The sequence below is a fragment of the Marinobacter sp. LQ44 genome, from assembly GCF_001447155.2.
GTDB lineage: Bacteria > Pseudomonadota > Gammaproteobacteria > Pseudomonadales > Oleiphilaceae > Marinobacter.
This window is the reverse complement of the sequence record NZ_CP014754.1, coordinates 4,386,582-4,407,556: the sequence shown is the minus strand read 5'-3', so window position 1 is coordinate 4,407,556 and position 20,975 is coordinate 4,386,582. Positions and strand designations below refer to the sequence as shown.

22 protein-coding genes are annotated in these 20,975 nt (G+C 58.1%); 10 read left to right on the top strand and 12 right to left on the bottom strand.

Annotation, left to right across the window (positions count from 1 at the left end):
* Positions 1 to 18: 18 nt before the first annotated feature.
* From murB to ASQ50_RS20125, 9 genes are all read right to left on the bottom strand, one after another.
* Positions 19 to 1,050 (bottom strand): UDP-N-acetylmuramate dehydrogenase, encoded by a 1,032-nt coding sequence (gene murB, locus ASQ50_RS20165; RefSeq protein WP_058089573.1) that lies wholly within the window; start codon positions 1,048 to 1,050, stop codon positions 19 to 21.
* Complete coding sequence (locus ASQ50_RS20160) at positions 1,047 to 1,526, bottom strand: low molecular weight protein-tyrosine-phosphatase (protein ID WP_058089572.1); 480 nt, start codon at positions 1,524 to 1,526, stop codon at positions 1,047 to 1,049. The genes murB and ASQ50_RS20160 overlap by 4 nt, the downstream gene beginning before the upstream one ends.
* The gene (kdsB, locus tag ASQ50_RS20155) at positions 1,519 to 2,304 is read right to left on the bottom strand and encodes a 3-deoxy-manno-octulosonate cytidylyltransferase (RefSeq protein ID WP_058089571.1); all 786 of its coding nucleotides are present in this window, start codon (positions 2,302 to 2,304) and stop codon (positions 1,519 to 1,521) included. The genes ASQ50_RS20160 and kdsB overlap by 8 nt, the downstream gene beginning before the upstream one ends.
* Positions 2,305 to 2,330: 26 nt before the next feature.
* Positions 2,331 to 2,519, bottom strand: a complete 189-nt coding sequence (locus ASQ50_RS20150) for a Trm112 family protein (RefSeq protein WP_058089570.1) — start codon at positions 2,517 to 2,519, stop codon at positions 2,331 to 2,333.
* The gene (gene lpxK, locus ASQ50_RS20145) at positions 2,512 to 3,573 is read right to left on the bottom strand and encodes a tetraacyldisaccharide 4'-kinase (RefSeq protein ID WP_058089569.1); all 1,062 of its coding nucleotides are present in this window, start codon (positions 3,571 to 3,573) and stop codon (positions 2,512 to 2,514) included. Before lpxK ends, ASQ50_RS20150 begins: the two co-directional genes overlap by 8 nt.
* Positions 3,570 to 5,342, bottom strand: a complete 1,773-nt coding sequence (msbA, locus tag ASQ50_RS20140; protein WP_058089568.1) for a lipid A export permease/ATP-binding protein MsbA — start codon at positions 5,340 to 5,342, stop codon at positions 3,570 to 3,572. The genes lpxK and msbA overlap by 4 nt, the downstream gene beginning before the upstream one ends.
* Entirely contained in the window at positions 5,339 to 5,764 is a 426-nt protein-coding gene (locus ASQ50_RS20135) for an ExbD/TolR family protein (protein ID WP_058089567.1), read from the bottom strand. The genes msbA and ASQ50_RS20135 overlap by 4 nt, the downstream gene beginning before the upstream one ends.
* 5 nt (positions 5,765 to 5,769) lie before the next feature.
* On the bottom strand, positions 5,770 to 6,396 hold the full coding sequence (locus ASQ50_RS20130; RefSeq protein ID WP_058089566.1) for a MotA/TolQ/ExbB proton channel family protein: 627 nt from the start codon (positions 6,394 to 6,396) through the stop codon (positions 5,770 to 5,772).
* A gap of 72 nt (positions 6,397 to 6,468) precedes the next feature.
* On the bottom strand, positions 6,469 to 8,925 hold the full coding sequence (locus ASQ50_RS20125) for a DNA internalization-related competence protein ComEC/Rec2 (RefSeq protein WP_197492708.1): 2,457 nt from the start codon (positions 8,923 to 8,925) through the stop codon (positions 6,469 to 6,471).
* Between the two features lie 80 nt (positions 8,926 to 9,005).
* Here ASQ50_RS20125 and ASQ50_RS20120 point away from each other — a divergent pair, with 80 nt between their 5' ends.
* Positions 9,006 to 9,551 carry a DUF2062 domain-containing protein gene (locus ASQ50_RS20120; RefSeq protein ID WP_058089565.1) on the top strand — a complete coding sequence of 182 codons (546 nt, stop codon included), beginning with the start codon at positions 9,006 to 9,008 and terminating at the stop codon, positions 9,549 to 9,551.
* On the opposite strand, the gene ASQ50_RS20115 is transcribed toward ASQ50_RS20120, so the two are convergent.
* Together ASQ50_RS20115 and ASQ50_RS20110 are read right to left on the bottom strand one after the other, a co-directional pair.
* Positions 9,539 to 10,246: an ABC transporter ATP-binding protein gene (locus ASQ50_RS20115; protein WP_058089564.1), complete on the bottom strand. Its 708-nt coding sequence runs from the start codon at positions 10,244 to 10,246 to the stop codon at positions 9,539 to 9,541. The two genes, ASQ50_RS20120 and ASQ50_RS20115, sit on opposite strands and share 13 nt — an antisense overlap.
* Positions 10,239 to 11,483, bottom strand: coding sequence for a lipoprotein-releasing ABC transporter permease subunit (locus tag ASQ50_RS20110; protein ID WP_058089563.1), 1,245 nt, complete (start codon positions 11,481 to 11,483; stop codon positions 10,239 to 10,241). The genes ASQ50_RS20115 and ASQ50_RS20110 overlap by 8 nt, the downstream gene beginning before the upstream one ends.
* A gap of 121 nt (positions 11,484 to 11,604) precedes the next feature.
* Between ASQ50_RS20110 and ASQ50_RS20105 the strand changes: the two genes are divergently transcribed.
* The 9 genes from ASQ50_RS20105 (at position 11,605) to infA (ending at position 18,442) form a co-directional block, all read left to right on the top strand.
* Positions 11,605 to 12,195: a PilZ domain-containing protein gene (locus ASQ50_RS20105; protein ID WP_058089562.1), complete on the top strand. Its 591-nt coding sequence runs from the start codon at positions 11,605 to 11,607 to the stop codon at positions 12,193 to 12,195.
* Between the two features lie 102 nt (positions 12,196 to 12,297).
* Positions 12,298 to 12,600: a hypothetical protein gene (locus ASQ50_RS20100; RefSeq protein ID WP_058089561.1), complete on the top strand. Its 303-nt coding sequence runs from the start codon at positions 12,298 to 12,300 to the stop codon at positions 12,598 to 12,600.
* A gap of 100 nt (positions 12,601 to 12,700) precedes the next feature.
* The gene (locus ASQ50_RS20095; protein WP_076657277.1) at positions 12,701 to 13,753 is read left to right on the top strand and encodes an agmatine/peptidylarginine deiminase; all 1,053 of its coding nucleotides are present in this window, start codon (positions 12,701 to 12,703) and stop codon (positions 13,751 to 13,753) included.
* Complete coding sequence (locus ASQ50_RS20090; protein ID WP_058089559.1) at positions 13,750 to 14,673, top strand: carbon-nitrogen hydrolase; 924 nt, start codon at positions 13,750 to 13,752, stop codon at positions 14,671 to 14,673. The genes ASQ50_RS20095 and ASQ50_RS20090 overlap by 4 nt, the downstream gene beginning before the upstream one ends.
* Before the next feature lie 7 nt (positions 14,674 to 14,680).
* A complete protein-coding gene (locus tag ASQ50_RS20085; RefSeq protein ID WP_058089558.1) occupies positions 14,681 to 15,592 on the top strand; it encodes an AAA family ATPase in 912 nt (303 codons plus the stop codon).
* A gap of 152 nt (positions 15,593 to 15,744) precedes the next feature.
* Complete coding sequence (trxB, locus tag ASQ50_RS20080; RefSeq protein WP_058089557.1) at positions 15,745 to 16,698, top strand: thioredoxin-disulfide reductase; 954 nt, start codon at positions 15,745 to 15,747, stop codon at positions 16,696 to 16,698.
* 16 nt (positions 16,699 to 16,714) lie between these two features.
* On the top strand, positions 16,715 to 17,428 hold the full coding sequence (aat, locus tag ASQ50_RS20075) for a leucyl/phenylalanyl-tRNA--protein transferase (RefSeq protein ID WP_058089556.1): 714 nt from the start codon (positions 16,715 to 16,717) through the stop codon (positions 17,426 to 17,428).
* Positions 17,429 to 18,142 carry an arginyltransferase gene (locus tag ASQ50_RS20070; RefSeq protein WP_058089555.1) on the top strand — a complete coding sequence of 238 codons (714 nt, stop codon included), beginning with the start codon at positions 17,429 to 17,431 and terminating at the stop codon, positions 18,140 to 18,142.
* Between the two features lie 81 nt (positions 18,143 to 18,223).
* Positions 18,224 to 18,442: a translation initiation factor IF-1 gene (gene infA, locus ASQ50_RS20065; protein ID WP_058089554.1), complete on the top strand. Its 219-nt coding sequence runs from the start codon at positions 18,224 to 18,226 to the stop codon at positions 18,440 to 18,442.
* Positions 18,443 to 18,686: 244 nt separating this feature from the next.
* Here infA and clpA read toward each other — a convergent pair whose 3' ends face one another.
* Positions 18,687 to 20,957, bottom strand: coding sequence for an ATP-dependent Clp protease ATP-binding subunit ClpA (clpA, locus tag ASQ50_RS20055; protein ID WP_058089552.1), 2,271 nt, complete (start codon positions 20,955 to 20,957; stop codon positions 18,687 to 18,689).
* Between the last annotated feature and the right edge of the window lie 18 nt (positions 20,958 to 20,975).

Below are 20,975 nucleotides of genomic sequence, written 5' to 3'. Positions count from 1 at the left end.
AGTTTCTGACCAGCCACGCTAACGAGCGCCAACGACCCCCGGTTCCATTTCAAGCTCAACCCCGAAGGTTTCCTGCACAGACCGGCGCACCTCGTCAGCCAGCGCCAGCACCTCGGCACCAGAGCCCCCCGAGTGGTTGATCAGCACCAGAGCCTGTCGGTTATGAACACCCACCCGGGTATTGCGAAAGCCTTTCCAGCCAGCCTGGTCAATCAACCAGGCCGCAGCCAGTTTGACACCCTGCTCTACCGGATAGAACACTACGTCAGGAAAGCGCTCCTGCAACCTTTCAAACGCCACCTGATTGATCACCGGATTCTTGAAGAAGCTGCCCGCGTTAGGCAAAACAGCGGGGTCCGGCAGCTTTCGGTGCCGCACCGCCATCACCGCTTCAGCAACCTCCAAAGGCGTAAGGGCGTTGACATCGGTATCCCCGAGATAATCCTGAAGATCCCGGTAATCCAGCTTTAATGGCAAGGATCGGGAAAGTTTTAGTCTAAGTTCAAGGATGGTGTAGCGGCCAGGCTGCCGTTTGAACAGGCTGTCACGGTATCCAAACTGGCAATCGCCGGCGGCCAGGGTAACCACACCCCGGGTAACACGATCCAACGCTGTCACACTTACCAGGGTATCGGCAAGTTCAACACCGTAGGCACCAATGTTCTGCACCGGCGCAGCGCCGGCGGTGCCGGGAATCAGAGCCAGGTTTTCTATGCCGCGGTAACCCGATCGGGCAGCGTATAAAACCGCCTCATGCCAGTTTTCACCAGCCCCCAGAACCAGTACGGCTTCGTCGCCGTTTACTTTTTCCCAATGCCGGCCCCGAATCTGCATATGCAGAACGGCACCGTCAAAATCGCCGGCGAACACAAGGTTACTGCCACCACCGAGAATCAGGGTGTCCAGTTCGCGGGCCTCAGCCCAGGCCAGTGCGGCGGTAAGGTCATCCACGCCGGAAATCCGGACCAAATAACGAGCCCGCGCCGCAATCGCGAGTGTATTCAGCTCACGCAGATCAGCATGCTCGGTGACCCTCAGCGCGCCATTCAAGCCAATCGCCCCCGGATATCCTCCAGTAAGCCTTGACTGGCTTCGTGAATCAGGTCAAGCACTCGTTCAAAACCGTCCTCACCGCCGTAGTATGGATCCGGCACCTCGGCCTGGCCGGACTCACCAAACTCAAGAAAAAGGCGAGGTTCGGTGCCGCCATTCTGATGCCAGATATCCCTGACATCGGCCAGGTTCTGCCTATCCATCACCAACACGTAATCAAACCGGTCGAGGTCTTCAGCCTTGATCTGCCGGGCCCTCAGGTCACTGATATCCACACCGCGACGGTCTGCCGCCGCCATGGCCCGGGCATCCGGCGACTTACCAATATGCCAGTTACCGGTGCCACAGGAGTCAATGTGCAGATGTTCTGTCATTCCCTGCTCAGTGACCAGTTGCCGGAACACCCCTTCGGCCGTTGGCGAACGACAGATGTTACCCAGACAAACAAACAACACACTGACCTGATCAGGCATAACGTCCTCCTGCTTCTATCAGAGCCCGCACCCGGGCCAGATCCTCTTCGGTATCGACACCCGGTGCGGGCGGTCGATCAGCGATATCCACGTGAATGTGAGCACCGTTATACAAGGCCCGGAGCTGTTCCAGCGCTTCCACCTGTTCTGTCGGTGCCGGCAGCCAGCTGACAAACTGGCTGAGCACACTGGCACGGTAGCCATAAATGCCAATGTGCCGGAAGTAACCAATGCCCTCGGGTAAGTCTACGTCCGCCACCGATGCGTTGGCAGGCCAGAAGTCCCGCGCCCAGGGGATGGGTGCTCGGCTGAAGTAGTGCGCCATTCCCCGGCTATCGAACACCACCTTCACCACGTTCGGGTTGAATACCTGCCGCGCGTCGTGGATACGCTCGCACAGGGTGGCAATACTGGCCTCAGGGAAGTAGTCGAGATTATCGGCCACCTGGTTAATCAACGCCGGCGGTATCAGCGGCTCGTCACCCTGGACGTTAACCACCCGGTGGTCCGGGTCCAGCCCCAGCTTTCGGGCAACCTCCTCAAGCCGGTCCGTGCCACTGGCGTGGTGTGGTGACGTCATGACCACCTCGGCACCGAATGCCTGGCACGATGCCTCAATGCGCTGGTCGTCGGTGGCAACCACGACCCTGCTCGCCCGACTTTCCTGGGCACGCTCACATACGTGCTGGATCATCGGTTTACCAGCAATCATGGCCAGCGGCTTACCGGGTAACCGGCTGGAGGCGTAGCGGGCGGGGATGACAACGGTAAATGACATACTGATGCGTCCTGCTGGTAGGTGTGTCAGTGCTTATCAAGCCGTTCGTCGGTACTCAGGGTACGGGCCTCTGCGGCTAACATGACAGGGATACCCTCACGAATCGGAAACGCCATGGCGTCCTGGTAACAGATCAGCTCGGTACGGGCATCGTTGAGCTTGAGTTCACCCTTGCACACCGGGCAGGCAAGCATGGCCAACAGTTTCTTATCCATGGTTGGTTCTCTCAGTATTTTGTTGATGCAACTGCCCAGAGCATGCCCTGAGCCGTTCCAGAAAGCGATGTTCAAAAGGTTCCGACAGACAGGCATCCACCGTCAATACCCAGGCGTTGTCGGGTGCAAAGCCCCGGCATTTGACCGCGTCTTTCGCGGTCATGACCAGCCACTCACCCGCACTGGAGCCAAGGTCTTCCGGGCGGAAACGGTGATGATCGGGAAAAGCCGCTTCGGTGACCTGTGCTCCCAGGCTCCTCAGTGTGTCAAAGAAACGTCCCGGGTTGCCTATTCCGGCAACCGCACGCACTGACCGCCCCCCGAGTGCTGAGGGCGCCAGAGTCTCCCCGGAATTCAGATTGACCAACGACGCCGGCTGCAGTGACATGGCATGGATCTCAGGATGCGCTATGCCGGCAAACTCGTCGATCTGCTGACCCGGCGGCGGGAACACTTCTCCATTGAGAATCACAAAATCCACACTCGAGAGCCGTGTTACCGGTTCGCGCAGGGGGCCCACCGGAATCAGGGCACCGTTACCAATGCCCCGGCCGGCATCAAACACCGCCAGTTCAATATCCCTGGGCAAGCGGTAATGCTGCAAGCCGTCATCACAGATCAGGACGTCGCCGAGTGCCTGCGCCAGGGCCCAGTGCCCACCGCGACAACGGTCGGGATCGACCACCACCGGGCACCCCGTGGCCAACGCCAGCATCAGCGGCTCATCACCGCAGACCGATGCCGGCGTGGTGTCTTTTACCAACAGAGGATAATGATCGCTTTTGCCGCCGTAGCCCCGGCTCAGGATAACCGGATGCCAGCCGTCCTGCTTCATGCGTTGAACCAGCCGGGCGGTCAGGGGGGATTTGCCGGTACCACCCGCGGTGATGTTGCCAACCACTACAACCGGCACGGGTAAGCTTTCGTTGCGGGCCTGCCAGGCTTTCCGGCGCTTCGATTCAGACACCACCCGGTACAGCCAGGCCAGTGGGCCGAGGATGGCCAGGGGCTTGCCCTGGCTGTACCACAAGTGGTCAATCCAGCTGCTGCTCATGCATGCTCACTGAACTGGATCTGATGCAACTGGGCATAGGCGCCATCTGCCGCCAGCAATTCCTCATGCGTGCCGGATTCGACAATGTGGCCTTTGTCCATCACCAGTATCCGGTCCGCCTTTTCGATGGTGGACAGGCGGTGGGCAATGACCAGCGTCGTCCGGCCTTGCATCACCGTCTCAAGGGCTTCCTGAATATGCCGTTCTGACTCTGTATCCAGTGCCGACGTGGCCTCATCAAGGATCAGGATCGGGGCGTTCTTCAGCAAAGCCCGGGCAATGGCCAGGCGCTGGCGCTGGCCGCCAGACAACATCACGCCGTTATCCCCGATCATGGTATCCAGGCCTTCCGGCATCCGGTCGATAAACTCCAGGGCATGAGCCTTGGCGGCGGCTTCCCGGATTTCTTCACGACTGCAGTTGCGCAAGGCACCGTAGGCGATGTTGGCGGCAATGGTGTCGTTGAACAGCACCACGTTCTGGTTCACCAGAGCAATCTGGGAACGCAAACCCTTGAGCGAGAACTCCTTGAGAGACCTGCAATCGATTCGGATGTCACCCTCGGTGTACTCATAGAATCGGGGTAGCAGGCTGACCATAGACGATTTACCACTGCCCGAACGGCCGACCAGTGCCACACTCTGCCCGGCCGGCACCTTCACTGAAATGCCGTCCAGGACATTATCCAGTTGATCACGATAGCGGAAGCACACCTTATCGAACTCAATATGGCCTTCCACACGATCTGGGGTGTATTCGCCGCGATCTTCCTCTGGCTGCTCGTCCATGGTTTCAAACACGTCATAGGCCGCAGCCACGCCCTTCTGAATCATGGCGTGCACCGAGGTTACCTGACGAATGGGCTTGGCCATGGTCGTCGCCGCGGTAATGAAGGCGATTAACTGGCCGGTACTCATCTCACCACGGATTTCCGGAGACAACATGGTCCAGACCAGCGCGGCAATGGCGATAGCCACCAACACCTGGATGACCGGCACGCTGATGGCCTGAGTAGAGGCCATTTTCAGGCTTTGTTTGAGGTTCTGGTCGCTGACTTCCCGGAAGCGTTCACGTTCGTAGTCTTCCCCCCCAAAGGTTCGCACCACCCTGTAACCGGAGATGGATTCTGAGGCCACGTGGGTGATATCACCCATCGACCCCTGAATGCGCTTGCTGATTCGGCGAAAGCGCTTGCTGGCGTAATTCACCACCAACCCGATCACCGGCCCCACGGTCAGGAACACCAGGGTCAGCTTCCAGTTGGTATACAGCATAAAGCCCAGCAAGCCGACGATGGTCAGGCCTTCACGGAGGGTGATGGTGATGGCGTTGGTTGAGGCCTCGGCCACCTGCTCGACATTGAAGGTAAGTTTGGACACCAACCTGCCAGAAGCATTGTCATCATAATACCGCGACGGCAGTGTCATCAGGCGATCGAACACATCATTGCGGAGGGCATTGATTACCTGCCGCCCGACGTAACTGATGAAGTATTGACTGAAAAAGGTGCCCACCCCCCGCAAGGCGAAAATGCCGACAATCAGGCCCGTCAAGAACAACCGGTTCTGATCCGTCGGATTCTCAATGGCGGTGATCACATACTCCATGGCAGCCGCCATGCCTGTGGAGGCCGCAGCATAGATAATGTTCCCCAGCACCGCCAGGGAGAACGCGAACCAGAAGGGTTTCACGTAGGCGAGCAATCGCTTGTAGGTTGCCCAGCTTCCGGTTGGCGGTACCTTCAGAGGTTCCGGCCTTGCATCGATCACGGATTCTCAGCCTCCCGCTCTGTGGTTATGCTCAGTTTCGCAAACCCCAGGCGGCCGGCCACATCCATGGCGCGCACAACGTATTCATGGGGAGTTCTGGCATCGGCCGTAATGATAAACGGCAAGCTGTTGTCTCCCTCAGCTAATTCCCTGACACCCCGCTCAAGGGTTTCACGCCGATTATTGACCAGGGTCCTCTCGTTCAGGATGTACTGGCCCTCAGCATTGATCACCACATCGATCTGCCTTACCTCAGAGGGCGAAACCGGTTCGCCGCTCGCCTCGGGCAAATCCACCTGCAGGTGGCTTTCCCGGGTAAAGGTGGTGGACACCATAAAGAAAATCAGCAACAGGAACACCACATCGATCAGTGGCGTCAGGTCAACCCCGACCTCCTGGCTTCTCTGGCGCTTGAACTTCACGGTGTTCAGGCTCCTTCCACGTCGATTTCACGGTCGCCATGAACCACTTCCACCAGCTTGATGGCTTCCTGCTCCATGTTAACGACCAGCTCATCAACGCGACGAATGAAGTAGCGATGACAAATCAGGGCGGGAATAGCCACGCTCAGGCCCGCGGCCGTAGTGATCAGCGCTTCCGAAATACCGCCAGCGAGATTACCGGCGTTACCCACGCCCGCCAGCTGAATTTCCGCAAATACTTTGATCATACCGATGACCGTACCCAGCAAGCCCAGCAGCGGTGTAATAGTGGCAATGGTGCCGAGGGGGTTCAGGAAGCGTTCCAGATCATGGATGACCTGGCTGGCTTCGTGCTCGATGCTCTCTTTCATGATCTCCCGGCCGTGCTTGGCGTTGATCAGCCCGCCAGCGAGTATACGGCCCAGCGGTGAGGAGCCCTGAAGCGCCTTGAGCTTGCGCCCGTTCAGTTCTTTTTTCTTGATCCAGCGCCAGAGTTCGTTAATCGATTGTGGGGGCGCTACCCTGGAGGCTCGCAGAGTCCAGAATCGCTCCAGAACAATGGCAAGCGCCAGGATGGAACAGGCAACAATGGGCACCATCAGGATGCCACCGGCTTTCAACAGCTCGAACACGCTTGATCTCCCTGATTAATTACAAGCCGCGCTACTTTAGCATAGCTGCCCGTTCAGGCCACACCCGGAATGTCACGGTATTTTACATTGGTCACGGGTCAGCCCCGGACCCTGGATCCAAAACGGAACCGTGTGGCGCAGCTCACTGATTTTCGGGCCATGCTTACTCAAGTTAATGACGATCTCTCCGGAGCAGGCAGTGTTGAGTGGGCGAGCATTCGCCAGCTGGTACCGGGCCACCACATCAGGATGGGGGTGGCCGTATCTATGCCGATAGCCCGCTGTGTAGATTACCCAGTCGGGCGCGACACGATCGATCCACGGTGCAGAGGACGATGTTTTGCTGCCGTGGTGCGGCGCAAGCACCAAGCGGAAATCCACTGCCTTGCGCAACCACGGCACCGCGCCGGGGGCAAGCATCTCTGCCTCTACCCGTTTACTGATATCCCCGGTAAGCAGCACGTCAGAACCACTGGCGGGATGGTGAACCCGGACCACACAGGACGCATCGTTTCCGGTGCGCTCGGCTTGGGACTGCCAGAATTCGAACACCACCCCATGCCACTCGAACGGCTCTGACCGACACTGTCCTACCGATTTCCCCGGCACTTCGTCCAGAATCCCGGCCACGACTTCCGGCTCACCGCTCTGTATCTGCCCCACCTCTACGGCTTGTACCAACTGTACCAGGCCACCGGCGTGGTCACTGTCACCGTGGCTGATTATCAGACGATCAAGTTTGTTAATCCCCAGGGCCCGGAGGTTCGGAAGCAGTGTCGAGTCAACAGCCGAAAACACACCCCGTACTTCCGGCCCTGTGTCGTAAACCAGTGCCTTGCGCCCCACACGCACCAGAACAGACAGACCCTGGCCCACATCCCAGACACGAATTTCCGGCTCCACCACCTCCGGGTTAATGGCGGCAGGCCTTGTCAGCACCGCCGTGACCGCCCAGGCCCCGACTAACGCCACGGTCATCAGGCGAAAAACCCTGTCAGGGAAACGGAGCAGCAGAACGACGACAGCCGCCAACAATGCCAGCAAAAAGGGTGATGCCTCTGGCGTTAATACGGACACTGGAGCAGCCAGTTGCTCCACCCACTGCAGCCAGGCCATCAACGGGCCCAGTACTGCATCAAGCAGCGAACTTACCCAACCCGTCACCGCGCCACCGGACACCAGCACCAACAAAGCACCTGCGAACAGCACCGGCATCACAACCAGCGATACCCAGGGAATCGCCACCAGGTTTGCCACCAAACCGGCCAGCGGTTGGCTCTGCCCAAGCCCGGACAACAATGGCCACAAGCCCGCAAAAACCGCTACCTGTGCCAACACCAGCCCCTTGAGCCAGCCGGGGCCTGCCAGACGCCCGCTGAATACCGCCAGCAAGACCGCCACCGCACCAAAGGACAACCAGAACCCCTGATCCAGCGGCGCGAACGGGTCAAGTAACAGCACCAGAAACAAGGCGGAACAGAATGGTCGCCAGACACTGGCCTCGCGGGCCAGAAGCAGATACCAGCCGCCAACCAGAACCATGATCAAGGCCCGGCGGGTTGGTACGGTAAACCCCGCAACCAGGGCATAGAACAGGCAACACAGGATAACCAGCGCAAAGCCTGCGATTCGCCTGCGCCGCTCATCCAGCCAGTGCGCCGGCACTGACAAGGTGAAGCGGCGGGCAACCAGGCCAGCACCAACCGCCACCAGTCCCAAGTGCAACCCTGATATCGCCACCAGGTGAATCGTGCCCGTCGCCCGAAGCGTTTGCCAATGCCGATCCGTGAGATAACCGCGGTGGCCGATCAGTAACGAGGCAATCAATGGGTATTCACCGGCATCGGAAAAATGCCGATGAACCTGCTCAGCAACCGTTTGACGCCAGGCGTGGTACCGGCAATGCCAGCCACAATGAAGATCCTGGTCCAGGGCAACCGCCCGAACGCTTCCGGTTGCCCGGTAACCTTTCCTGAACAGCCAATCCTCATAACGAAACCCCTCGGGATTCAGGTTGCCGTGCGGCCGTTTAAGGACCACCTCCAGCCTCAGCCGATGGCCGGGCAGCGCCTGATCATTCCGGCCATACCAGGAGAGACGCACTCTGCGGGGAAGTACCGGTGTGGCGCCCTGTTGGCCTTCGCTGTGCCAACTGACAACACACACGCTAAAGCGCAAACTGCTGAAACTGCCAGCCTGCGGAAGCTCACAAACATACCCTGATAGTTCCAGACGCTTGCCTTCCATATCCGCCGGCAAGCGCTCCGCCAGGCGCGCTTCAGAATGCCAGCCAGCCCAGGCCAGACCCAGCACAAGCAGAGCCAACAGCCTGACCAGACGGCGCATGGTGCCCTGACGGATCAGGAGAGACGCACTGACCATCAGCAGCCCGACCAAAAACAGCCACCCGGGCGGTGGTAAAAGCGTCAGTTGATACAGTAAGATAACGCCGCACGAGAACGCGACAATGCCGGGCGCGCCGACTACGCTGTGTTCAGGCGTTTGGTGAGTATGAAACAGACCGGACAATCCTTGTCCTCCAGTGCATTAGCCCGGCTCGCTCAGGGTGCCGGAAGTTATCCATTGCGAAGCAACAGGCCGAACTTCCTATGCCCAAGAAGTTCATGAAACGGTATCTGCCTTCCCCGGAAAAAGTGCAATCCATCGAATCATTGCGCTTTCTGGGCGATATCCTTCATGAACCCAACCTGTGGCACATCAACCGGCACAGTGTGTCTCGCGCCTTCCTGATCGGGCTATTTCTCAGTTTTATCCCGATGCCATTCCAAATGGCGGCGGCAGCAGGCATGGCCATCTGGATCAATGCCAACCTGCCGTTGTCCGTCGCCCTGGTCTGGATCAGCAATCCGTTGACCATGCCGCCCATCTTCTACTTTAACTACAAAGTAGGCGCCTGGATTCTGGACCGCCCCGTGCTGGCTTTTGAATTCCAGCTCTCCTGGTCCTGGATGAGCAGCCGCCTGATGGAGATTGGCGTGCCGCTCTATGTCGGGTCAATTGTGGTGGCGACTGCTGCGGGCTGCAGCGCCTATCTGATCATCCAGTACCTTTGGCGGCGAAAAATCCGCACCGACTGGCAGATTCGGCGCTTTTCAAGAAAAGCCCGCAAGAAGGCCCGTAATCAGGCCTCCTGAATCAACCGCCCTTGCTCCAGTCGCAACACCCGGCCGAGGCTCCGCGCCATTCGCATATCGTGGGTGACCATAACAAAGGCAATGCCAGACTGCTCTCGCAAATCCTCAATCAGAGCCCTGATACCCTCGCCGGTATGCTCGTCCAGGTTACCGGTTGGCTCGTCCATCAACACACACTGGGGCTCGTTGACCAGTGCCCGGGCAATGGCCACCCGCTGGCGCTCACCGCCAGACAGCTCGGAAGGCTTATGCTTCAATCGCTTGCCCAGGCCAACCCGGTCCAGCAATTTTTCGGCTTTCTGCCTGGCCACAGCCAGCGACTGACCGCCCAGTGCGCAGGGCATCATCACGTTTTCCAGCGCTGTGAACTCCGGCAACAGGTGATGGAACTGGTAGACAAAGCCAAGGTGGCCATTGCGGAAACGTGCCCGGCCGGCTTCCGACAACCGGTGAATATCCTCACCACAGATATGAATCTGGCCGGATGATGGCCGGTCCAGGCCGCCAAGCAGGTTCAGCAGCGTGGTTTTGCCAGCACCACTGCTGCCCACGATGGCAACAGTTTCGCCTGCCGACACTTCCAGGGAAATGTCGGAGAAAATTGTCAGTGTCTCGGGGCCCTGGTCGTAGGTTCGGGTAACCTGGCGGCAGTCGATTACCAAAGGCTTGCTGGTCGTCATTTCTACTTCACTCATAACGTAACGCCTCTGCCGGTTCGACCCTGGATGCCCGCCATGCCGGGTAAATCGTTGCCAGCAGGCTCATCACCATTCCGGCACTGCTGATAATGGCCACATCCTGCCACTGCAATTGGGACGGCAGGTAACTGATGAAGTAGACGTCGGCACTCAGGAATTGATGCCCCATCAGCTCCTCAAGCCAGGAAATGAAGCCACTGATATTCAGGGCTCCGAAGATTCCGAGCGCGGTTCCCATCAGGGTGCCAAAGATACCTATTACCGCCCCCTGAATGATGAAAATTCGCATAATGCGCCCGGGTGTTGCCCCCATGGTTCGCAAAATCGCGATGTCTGCGGTTTTGTCGGTGACCACCATGACCAGGGTGGAAACAATATTGAAAGCGGCGACGGCCACAATGAACATCAGCAACAGGCCAATCATGGTCTTTTCCATCCGTATAGCCTGGAACAGGTTGCCGTGGGTACGGGTCCAGTCAGATACGTAGTAACGCCCTCCCAGATCCTGCGCAACCTGGTTGACCACGCGCGGTGCTGCAAACAGATCATCCACCAGCAGGCGCACGCCCTCGGCACGGCCGCCGGTTCGCATCAGGCGGGCCGCATCATCCATATGAATCAACGCATAGTTGCCATCCAGCTCGGCACCGACACTGAATATGCCTTTGACGGTAAATCGTTTGAGTCTCGGCAGTACGCCGGCAGGGGTTACCGAGGCTTCCGGCAGGACAACCGTCAGTTTGTCTCCGACCTGGAGCCTGAGGCTGTTGGCCATCAGCCGACCGATGATAATGCCGAATTCTCCCGGCTTGAGTTCATCCAGGTTGCCTTCAATGAAGTGATTCTCAATGATCGATACCGTGGCTTCCTGCTCGGGCACAATGCCGCTTAGCATCACTCCCCGAACATCACCACCGCCTGTCACCATGCCCTGGCCCTGAATAAAGGGCGCGGCCGCCAGTACCCGTGGATGCTCCTGTACGCGGCGATCAATCTCTTCCCAGTCTTCCAGCGGGCCCGACGCCCCCTGAATAGTGGCGTGGGGCACCATGCCCAGAATGCGCTGCTTCAATTCCCGGTCAAAACCATTCATGACGGACAACACGATGATCAGGACCGCCACGCCAAGCATCAGCCCGAGCATGGAGGTCAGGGATATAAAGGATATAAAGTGATTACGTCGCTTGGCTGCGGTGTACCGCAAGCCGATATAGAACGATAAGGGTCTGAACATGGGGAGGTGCCTGTCGCTACCTTCTGGCCTGTCGTGGTTTGGTACCCCGGATCACTCGCGAGCCTCCGGGAAACTGCTAAACTACTCTTTACCAATAAAATTTCAGCCCGCCGGAGACAGAATGCCAGGCTCGCCTATCACGCCACCGATCACCGATGCCAAAGCCGACCGACGCGAGTATTTCCGGATCGAGGACCGTATTGGTCTTGAAATCCGCCGTCTCTCCGGGAACGCTGACAGCGAGCAGGATGATCCGTTCAATGGATCGCCACTGGAAAGCCTCAAAGCTGAATTCCGCCGGCTGGACCAGGACGTAAAAGCACACCTCGCCAGCCTGGCGGAACGTGACCGGCTACTGACCGGATTGATCAAATCCATGAACAGCAAGCTCGACACGCTGGCGCGCATTATCGCCTTTGAGCAAAATCCGTTGCAACCGGAAGACTGGCAGGATGTGACTCTCAGCGAAGGTGGCCTGTCCTTTTTCAGCAGCACCCCTGCCTGGAATCAAGGCGACCGCATTGCAGTACGGATGACCCTGCCGCCGGAACTCTATCAACCTCAAGCCATTGCCGAAGTTCTGGGCACCGAGGTGGATGATCGGGGCGGAGCAAGGGTTCACACCGAGTTCGTTCAACTTGACGACAGTAGCCGCCAACAAATTGCCCGCCATGTGATGCGTTGGCAAATCCGGCAGCGGCAAAAAGAGTAAACTTTGAAAAAGCGCTGACTTTTGCCCGTTTTTTCGGGATATTACGTTTTATCCATGTCCTGCGGAATTGTTCGTGGGAACCAGGCATTAATGGAGAACCCAATGAAGAACAAGCGAAACCTGATTACCGCCGTGGCACTGGCGTCCCTCATGTCTGCCGGCCTGGCAACCAACCTGCATGCCGAACAGCTGACAATTCCCGTTGGCAGCCAGGCCGATCGCAGCGAGGTCAGCCTGCCGACCACCGGCATGACCCAGGCCTCGGTTCGTAACCGCTGGGGCGCTCCGCAGGATATCCAGGGCCCAGTGGGTGAGCCCCCGATCAGCCAGTGGCACTACTCCGATTTTATTGTCTATTTCGAACACGACCGGGTGCTGCACGCCGTCGTCAAGCGCAACCGCTAACCCCCTCCGGACAAAGGTTCAATTTTCTCCGCCCATGGCCTGACGTTGCGGCAATGGTCAGATAGAATGGCGGCTTTTGCGAACCAAGGTGACGAATACAGTGACATCCAAGCGAGTGTTGCCTGCGGAGTGGGCGCCCCAGAGTGCAGTCATGTTGACCTGGCCTCATCCGGGCACTGACTGGGCCCGGATAATGGACGAGGTTGAACCTGTCTTCCTGAACATTGCTCACCAGGTGCTTCGATTTGAGCATCTGGTGATCAGTTGTGAATTCGTTGCACGGCTGCAAAAACTCGGCCAGGAACTGAACCATTTCGCAGAAGAGAACGGCCTTCCGGGGCGTGTGATCACCGTCCCGGCACCCGCTAACGACACCTGGGCGCGGGATCACGGCCCGATAACGGTCAACACCGGCGACGGCCTCACCCTGCTGGACTTCCGGTTCAACGCCTGGGGTGGCAAGTTTCCGTGGGAGAAAGACAACGCCCTCAATCAGCATCTGGCGAATGCCGGCGTGTTTGGCGGCCATCGTTTGCAGTCTGTGGATTTCGTTCTGGAAGGTGGCTCCATCGAATCCGATGGCCAGGGGACAATCCTGACCACCAGCGAGTGTATGCTGACGCCGTCCCGAAACCCCTCCATGGACCGCTCGGCTATTGAACAGCTCCTGTCGGAACTGCTGGGGGCCGATCGGGTTCTCTGGCTGAACCACGGTTACCTGGCCGGTGACGACACCGACAGCCATATCGATACCCTGGCTCGATTCTGTGCTCCCGACCACATCTGCTACGTTACCTGCCCGGACGCAGCCGATGAGCATTACAGCGCACTGGCGGCCATGGAAGAAGAACTGCAGGAGTTCCGGCAGAAGGATGGCAGCCCGTATAAACTGACTGCCCTGCCCTGGCCGGATGCCATCCATGATGAAGACGGCGAGCGCCTGCCGGCCACCTATGCCAACTTTCTGATCATCAATGGTGCGGTTCTTCTGCCTGTGTACGATGTACCGCAAGATCAGGAAGCCATCCGCATCATGGCCGGGATCTTCCCTGACCGGGAGATTGTTCCGATCAACTGCCGCCCGCTGATTCACCAGCACGGCAGCCTTCACTGTGTCACCATGCAGATTCCCGCAGGAGTGGTCACGCTATGACTAACCGGCCCGAAAACCCGCAGCTGAAAATTGCTGCCATCCAGCAAAAGTGTACTGACGACAAGGCAGCCAGCCTCGCCACGTCCGAGAAGCTTATCCGGGAGGCCGCGAAGGGAGGCGCGCAACTGGTGGTGCTGCAGGAACTCCACGCCACCCTTTATTTCTGCCAGACCGAAGACACAAGCATTTTTGAACTGGCGGAACCCATTCCCGGGCCCACCAGCAACCGGCTGGCAGATCTGGCCGGGGAGCTGGGGATTGTGCTGGTCGGCTCAATCTTCGAACGACGTATGAACGGCGTTTACCACAACACCTCGGTGGTGTTTGATACCGACGGCAGCCTGGCTGGCATCTACCGCAAGATGCACATCCCCGATGACCCGGGCTTCTACGAGAAATTCTATTTCACGCCTGGAGACGCCACGTTCAATGACGGCCGCAGCGGCTTCACCCCGATCAATACCTCTATCGGAAAGCTCGGAGTTCTGGTGTGCTGGGACCAGTGGTACCCGGAGGCAGCCCGCCTGATGGCACTGGCCGGTGCCGATATCCTGATCTACCCCACCGCCATCGGTTGGGACATCACCGACGACCCCGAAGAACAGGCCCGGCAGCTGGAAGCCTGGGTTACGGTGCAAAGGGGCCATGCCGTTGCCAATAACCTGCCCGTTATTGCTCCCAATCGGGTTGGCACCGAACCGGATCCCACCGGCCAGGGTAATGGCATCCGATTCTGGGGCAACAGCTTCATCTGTGGCCCTCAGGGCGAATTCCTGGCCAGGGGGGATGACCACAGCGAGTGCATCCTGACAGCCACCCTTGATCGCAACCGTACCGAATCCGTTCGGCGGATCTGGCCGTATCTCCGTGATCGTCGCATTGATGCCTACGAAGACATTCTGAAACGGGTACGGGACTGAGACCTGCATGAAACAGAAGATCGATAGCGTTGTTACCGAGCTCAACAAGATACTGCTGGGCAAGGACACCCAGGTTCGGCTGGCCCTGTGCGGATTGCTGGCCCGCGGTCACCTGCTGATCGAGGACATTCCCGGGATGGGCAAGACTACCCTGTCCCACGCCCTGGCCAAGATCATGGGCCTGAGTTACCAGCGTATCCAGTTCACCAACGATCTGCTACCCGCCGATGTTCTGGGCTATTCCATGTATGACAAGCAGGCCGGCAGCCTGGTTTTTCATCCGGGCCCGATCTTCGCCCAGGTTGTTCTGGCAGACGAAATCAACCGGGCGTCGCCCCGCACCCAAAGTGCGCTGCTGGAGGCCATGGAAGAGCGACAAGTGTCAATCGAGGGCGAAACCCGGCCGCTGCCCTCGCCGTTTTTCGTGATTGCCACCCAGAACCCGATCGAACAGGGCGGCACCTTTCCGTTGCCCGAATCCCAGCTTGACCGCTTCCTGATGCGCCTGCGCCTTGGATATCCGGATCCGAAAGCCGAGCGGGAACTGCTGGAAGGTGAGGATCGTAAGACTCTCACAGACAGGCTCCAGGCCATCCTCCCCCACGATCAACTGCAGGCACTGCAAGGTGCCGTGAACGAAGTCACTGCCAGCCCGGCCCTGCTGGACTACCTACAGCGGCTGCTTGAACAAAGCCGTCGCATGCCCGGACTGCTGTACGGCCTCTCCCCGAGGGCAGGCCTCGGATTACTCCGGGCCGCCAAAGCCTGGGCATTGATGGCAGACCGTAATCATGTGCTGCCCGACGATATTCAGGCGGTCTTTCCGTCTGTTGCCGAACATCGCCTTGAACAGGGAGAGTCCGGCAAAAGCAAGGAACGGGTCCGGCAGTTGCTGACCACCGTCTCAGTACTTGAATAATCCCGCAAAGCCCATATAGCAAAGCTTAATTAACCGGATTACTGGAAACGAATGGCAGCCTGGCTATTTCATGTTAGCCTTTCACCTTCCTCTTAAATGAGCAGCCCGCCACGCCGGGCTGAACCTGTATACCAAATACCAGCGAGCATTCCATGAGCGAAACCCGACACTCCCGACTGATCATTCTTGGCTCCGGCCCGGCCGGCTACACTGCTGCAGTCTACGCCGCGCGCGCCAACCTGAACCCGACACTGATTACCGGTATTGAAGTGGGTGGTCAGCTCACCACCACCACCGACGTAGACAACTGGCCGGGCGACAACGACGGCGTTCAGGGCCCGGAGTTGATGCAGCGCATGCAAAAACACGCTGAGCGTTTTGACACCAACACCATCTACGACACCATCAACGAAACTGACCTGCAGAGCCGCCCCTTCCGCCTGAAAGGCGATGGAGGCGAATACACTTGTGACGCCCTGATCATCGCCACCGGCGCCTCCGCCATGTACCTGGGTCTTGAGTCTGAGGAGAAGTTCAAGGGCCAGGGCGTATCTGCCTGCGCCACCTGTGACGGGTTCTTCTACCGCAAGCAAAAGGTGGCGGTGATTGGCGGCGGCAATACCGCCGTGGAGGAAGCGCTGTATCTTTCCAACATTGCCGACGAGGTGACACTGGTTCACCGTCGAGACAAGCTGCGTGCAGAAAAAATCCTTCAGGACAAACTGTTTGAAAAAGCTCAGAACGGCAATGTGAAGATTGTCTGGAACCACACGTTGGACGAAGTACTCGGTGATGGCACAGGGGTTACCGGCATGCGCATCAAGAGCACGGAAGACGGCAACACCCGGGATATCGACCTGGCCGGTGTCTTTATCGCCATTGGCCACAAGCCCAACACCGGCCTGTTTGAAGGCCAGCTCGAGATGGATAACGGTTACATCCGCATCAATTCCGGGCTCAACGGCATGGCAACCCAAACCAGCATTCCCGGCGTGTTTGCCGCGGGCGATGTGGCTGACCACGTGTATCGCCAGGCGGTTACTTCTGCCGGATTTGGCTGCATGGCCGCCCTGGATGCTGAAAAATTCCTGGATCAACAGGACTGATCCAGGTAACCACAACATGACGTCGCTACCCTGGCTGGACCCGGATCAGCTCTGGTTCCCCCCGGCAGACGAAGCACTGGATGACCCGGACGGCCTGCTGGCCCTGGGTGGCGACCTGTCATCAGAGAGACTGTTGCTGGCTTATCGCAACGGCATCTTTCCCTGGTTCAGTGACGACCAGCCCATCCTCTGGTGGTCGCCCAACCCACGTTGCGTGCTCTTCCCCAACGAGATTCACATCTCCCGTAGCCTGCGGCGCACCCTGAACCAGCGTCGTTTCGAGGTCACCGCCGACCAGTGTTTCAGCCGGATCATCCGCCTTTGCGCAAACACCCGTGCCGAGGGCACCTGGATTACGGATGACATGGTCACCGCGTACACCAGGCTGCACCGGCAAGCCATCGCCCACTCCATTGAAATCTGGAATCAACAGGGCGAGCTGGCTGGCGGCATGTACGGCCTGGCGCTGGGGCGATGCTTCTTCGGTGAGTCGATGTTTTCTCTGGAGACCAATGCCTCCAAGGTGCTAATGGTGCACCTTGCCAACCAACTGGCAGCCTGGGACTACCAGATGATGGACTGCCAGGTTGAGAGCAGCCACCTGCTGAGCATGGGTGCCAGGGCTATCCCGCGGGCGGAATTTTTATCTATACTCAGGGCATGTGTGGATCGGAAAGCAGATCAGCCAGACTGGACATTTACCTGGCGCTGGCCCGGCCCGGAGGCATGAATGAGCAACCTCAGAACCCTGGTTTTCTTTGCAACACCAGCCCATGATTGCAGCTACCTGCCAGACCGCGAAGCCACCACCATGTTTGTGGACCCACGGGCCCACATCGACAAAAAACTCTACAGCCAGTTGACGGCCCTTGGCTTTCGTCGCAGCGGCTCACATTACTACCGCCCCCACTGCGAAGACTGCAACGCCTGTGTGCCTGTTCGCCTGAAAGTGGATGAATTCAAGCCTGATCGCAATCAACGGCGGGTGCTGCGCAAGAACGAGGACCTCAGCTGCAGACTGGTGCCAGCCGCCTTCAGCGAGCGCTACTATCGCCTCTATGCCCACTATATAGAGGAACGCCATAAGGACGGGGACATGTACCCACCCTCCCGGGAGCAGTTCATGTCGTTTCTGGTAGAGGGTGCAACAGACTCCTGGTTCCTGGAGATTTCCCTGGACAGTGAACTGGTGGGGCTGGCCGCAGTGGATCTGCTGGACGATGGCCTGTCGGCCATCTACACCATATTCGCCCCGGAACTGGAACACCGAAGCCTGGGAACCTTTGCCGTGCTCTGGCAAATTGAAGAAGCCCGCCGGCGGGAATTGCCCCATCTTTATCTGGGGTACTGGATCAAAGAATGCCGGAAAATGAACTACAAAACCCGCTTTACTCCGATTGAAGCCCTGCGCGACGGCCACTGGCGAGAGATGCAATTGGACTGATTTTTGCCAAACGTTAAGAAATCAGGCAGAATTGCGCAATTTAAAATCACCGAAAGCATTCCCGAACGAGGTTTTTACTGAATGGCGAAATCAGATGTCATTGAAATGGAAGGGGTTATTATCGACACCCTTCCCAACACCATGTTCCGCGTTGAGCTGGCCAACGGTCACGTTGTAACCGCTCACATCTCAGGAAAAATGCGCAAGAACTACATCCGCATCCTGACTGGCGACAAGGTCAAGGTCGAGCTGACTCCCTATGACCTGAGCAAGGGCCGCATTGTGTACCGCGCCCGTTAATGCTTCAGTGACATCTGAAAAGCCCCGCTTTTGGAGGCTGTGTAAAAACTCAATTTACATAGCTTCTTAGCAGGCCCACAAATGCCTCGGACATCGCCCGGGGCATTTTTGCTTTCAATCAGCCTATATTTCAACCGGTTAACAGCCAGCGCCACCTGCACCAAGACAGCGCCCGTCACGGCGCACCACAAAAAACCGCTGCCGGGCATAGCCCGACAGCGGCTTCCATTACCAACGATTGCGGTCAGACCGCTTCGGCTGGCTCGTCCTCATAGTCAAAGACCAGCTCATCGTCCTTCAATTGAATGAACACGTCTCCGCCCTTCTCCGACAACCGGCCAAACAGAATCTGCTCCGCCAGCGGCCGCTTGATCTTGTCCTGGATCAGGCGAGCCATCGGTCTGGCTCCCATGGTGACATCGTAGCCCTTCTCTGCCAGCCAGGATTTAGCCGCATGGTCCACGTGCAGCACCACGTGCTTCTCATCCAGCTGGGCCTGAAGTTCGGTCAGGAACTTGTCGACCACGTGGGTGATGGTTTCCTTCTGCAGGTCGGCAAACTGGATAATGCCGTCCAGGCGGTTACGGAACTCCGGCGTAAAGGTCTTGGTGATCACTTCCATGCCATCGGTGCTGTGGTCCTGCTCGCTGAAGCCAATGGAACGGCGAGCCATACTCTCAGCACCGGCGTTGGTGGTCATCACCAGAATCACGTGACGGAAATCGGCCTTCCGACCATTGTTGTCGGTCAAGGTGCCGTGGTCCATCACCTGCAGCAGCAGGTTGAACACTTCCGGATGGGCCTTTTCAATTTCATCCAATAACAACACGCAATGCGGATGCTTGTTAACCGCCTCGGTCAGCAGGCCACCCTGGTCATAGCCGACATAACCCGGAGGCGCACCAATCAGCCGAGACACGGTATGCCGCTCCATGTACTCGGACATGTCGAACCGCACAAGCTCTATGCCAAGCACCTTCGCCAGCTGTTTGGTCACTTCTGTTTTACCAACCCCAGTGGGGCCGGCAAACAGGAAGGCACCTTCCGGTTTCTCCGGCGCTTTCAAGCCGGCACGGGCCAGCTTGATAGCTGTCGCCAGAGATTCGATGGCCGGGTCTTGTCCGAATACCACCATTTTCAGATCGCGCTCAAGGTTACGCAGCAGATCCTTGTCGCTGGTGGACACATTCTTCGGCGGAATCCGGGCGATATTCGCGACCACGTCTTCAATGTCGGTAACATCAATGGTCTTCTTGCGCTTGTCTTCTGGTTGCAGGCGCTGCCTTGCGCCGGCTTCGTCGATCACATCGATGGCCTTGTCTGGCAGATGCCTATCGGTGATGTAGCGGTCCGCCAGCTCAGCAGCCACCCGAAGCGCCTTGTCGGTGTACTTCAGGTCGTGGTGCTTCTCGAAGCTCGGCTTAAGCCCTTTGAGAATCTGGTAGGTATCCTCGACGCTCGGCTCGTTCACATCGATCTTCTGGAAGCGACGTGCCAAAGCACTGTCTTTCTCGAAGATGCCGCGAAATTCCTGGAAGGTGGTGGAACCGATGCAACGCAACTCTCCGGAGCTCAGCATGGGCTTGAGCAGGTTGGATGCATCCATCACCCCACCCGAGGCCGAACCTGCACCAATGATGGTGTGGATCTCGTCAATAAACAGAATGGCGTGATTCTGCTTCTTCAGATCACTCAGCAAGCCCTTCAGGCGCTTCTCAAAATCGCCCCGGTACTTGGTGCCCGCCAGCAGGGCGCCCATATCCAGCGAATACACCACCGCATCGGAAATGATCTCCGGCACCTGGCCATCCACAATACGCTTGGCCAGCCCTTCGGCAATAGCGGTCTTGCCAACACCGGCCTCGCCCACCAACAACGGATTGTTCTTGCGACGGCGCACCAGTATCTGGACCACACGCTCTACTTCGTGCTCGCGACCAATCAACGGGTCGATACGGCCCTGCCGGGCCTGTTCATTCAGATTGGTGGCATAGCTTTCCAAAGGCCTGGATTGGGAGCCTTCCTCACCAGCCTCTTCATGGGCAGCATGGTCAGCGCCCTCCTGGTCTTCCGCGCCCTGAACCCGTGAGATACCGTGGGATACGAAATTGACCACATCAATCCGGGCAATGCTCTGCTTCTTCAGGACATATACCGCCTGGCTCTCCTGCTCGCTGAAGATAGCCACCAGTACATTGGCACCGGTTACCTCTTTCTTGCCAGAGGACTGGACGTGGAATACTGCTCGCTGCAGCACTCGCTGGAATCCCAGCGTTGGCTGGGTTTCACGCTCGCTGTCGGTGCTTGGAATTAATGGTGTAGTGGAGTCGACAAATTCGACCAGTTCATCTTCAAGGCGCTTGAGATCTGCACCACAGGCTTTGAGGACACCCACCGCCGATTCGTTATCGAGGAGAGCCAGCAACAAATGCTCGACCGTCATGAATTCATGGCGCTTGTCACGGGCATTTTTGAAGGCCGTATTCAGCGTAATTTCAAGATCTTTGCTCAGCATGGGCCACCCCGCCGTCTA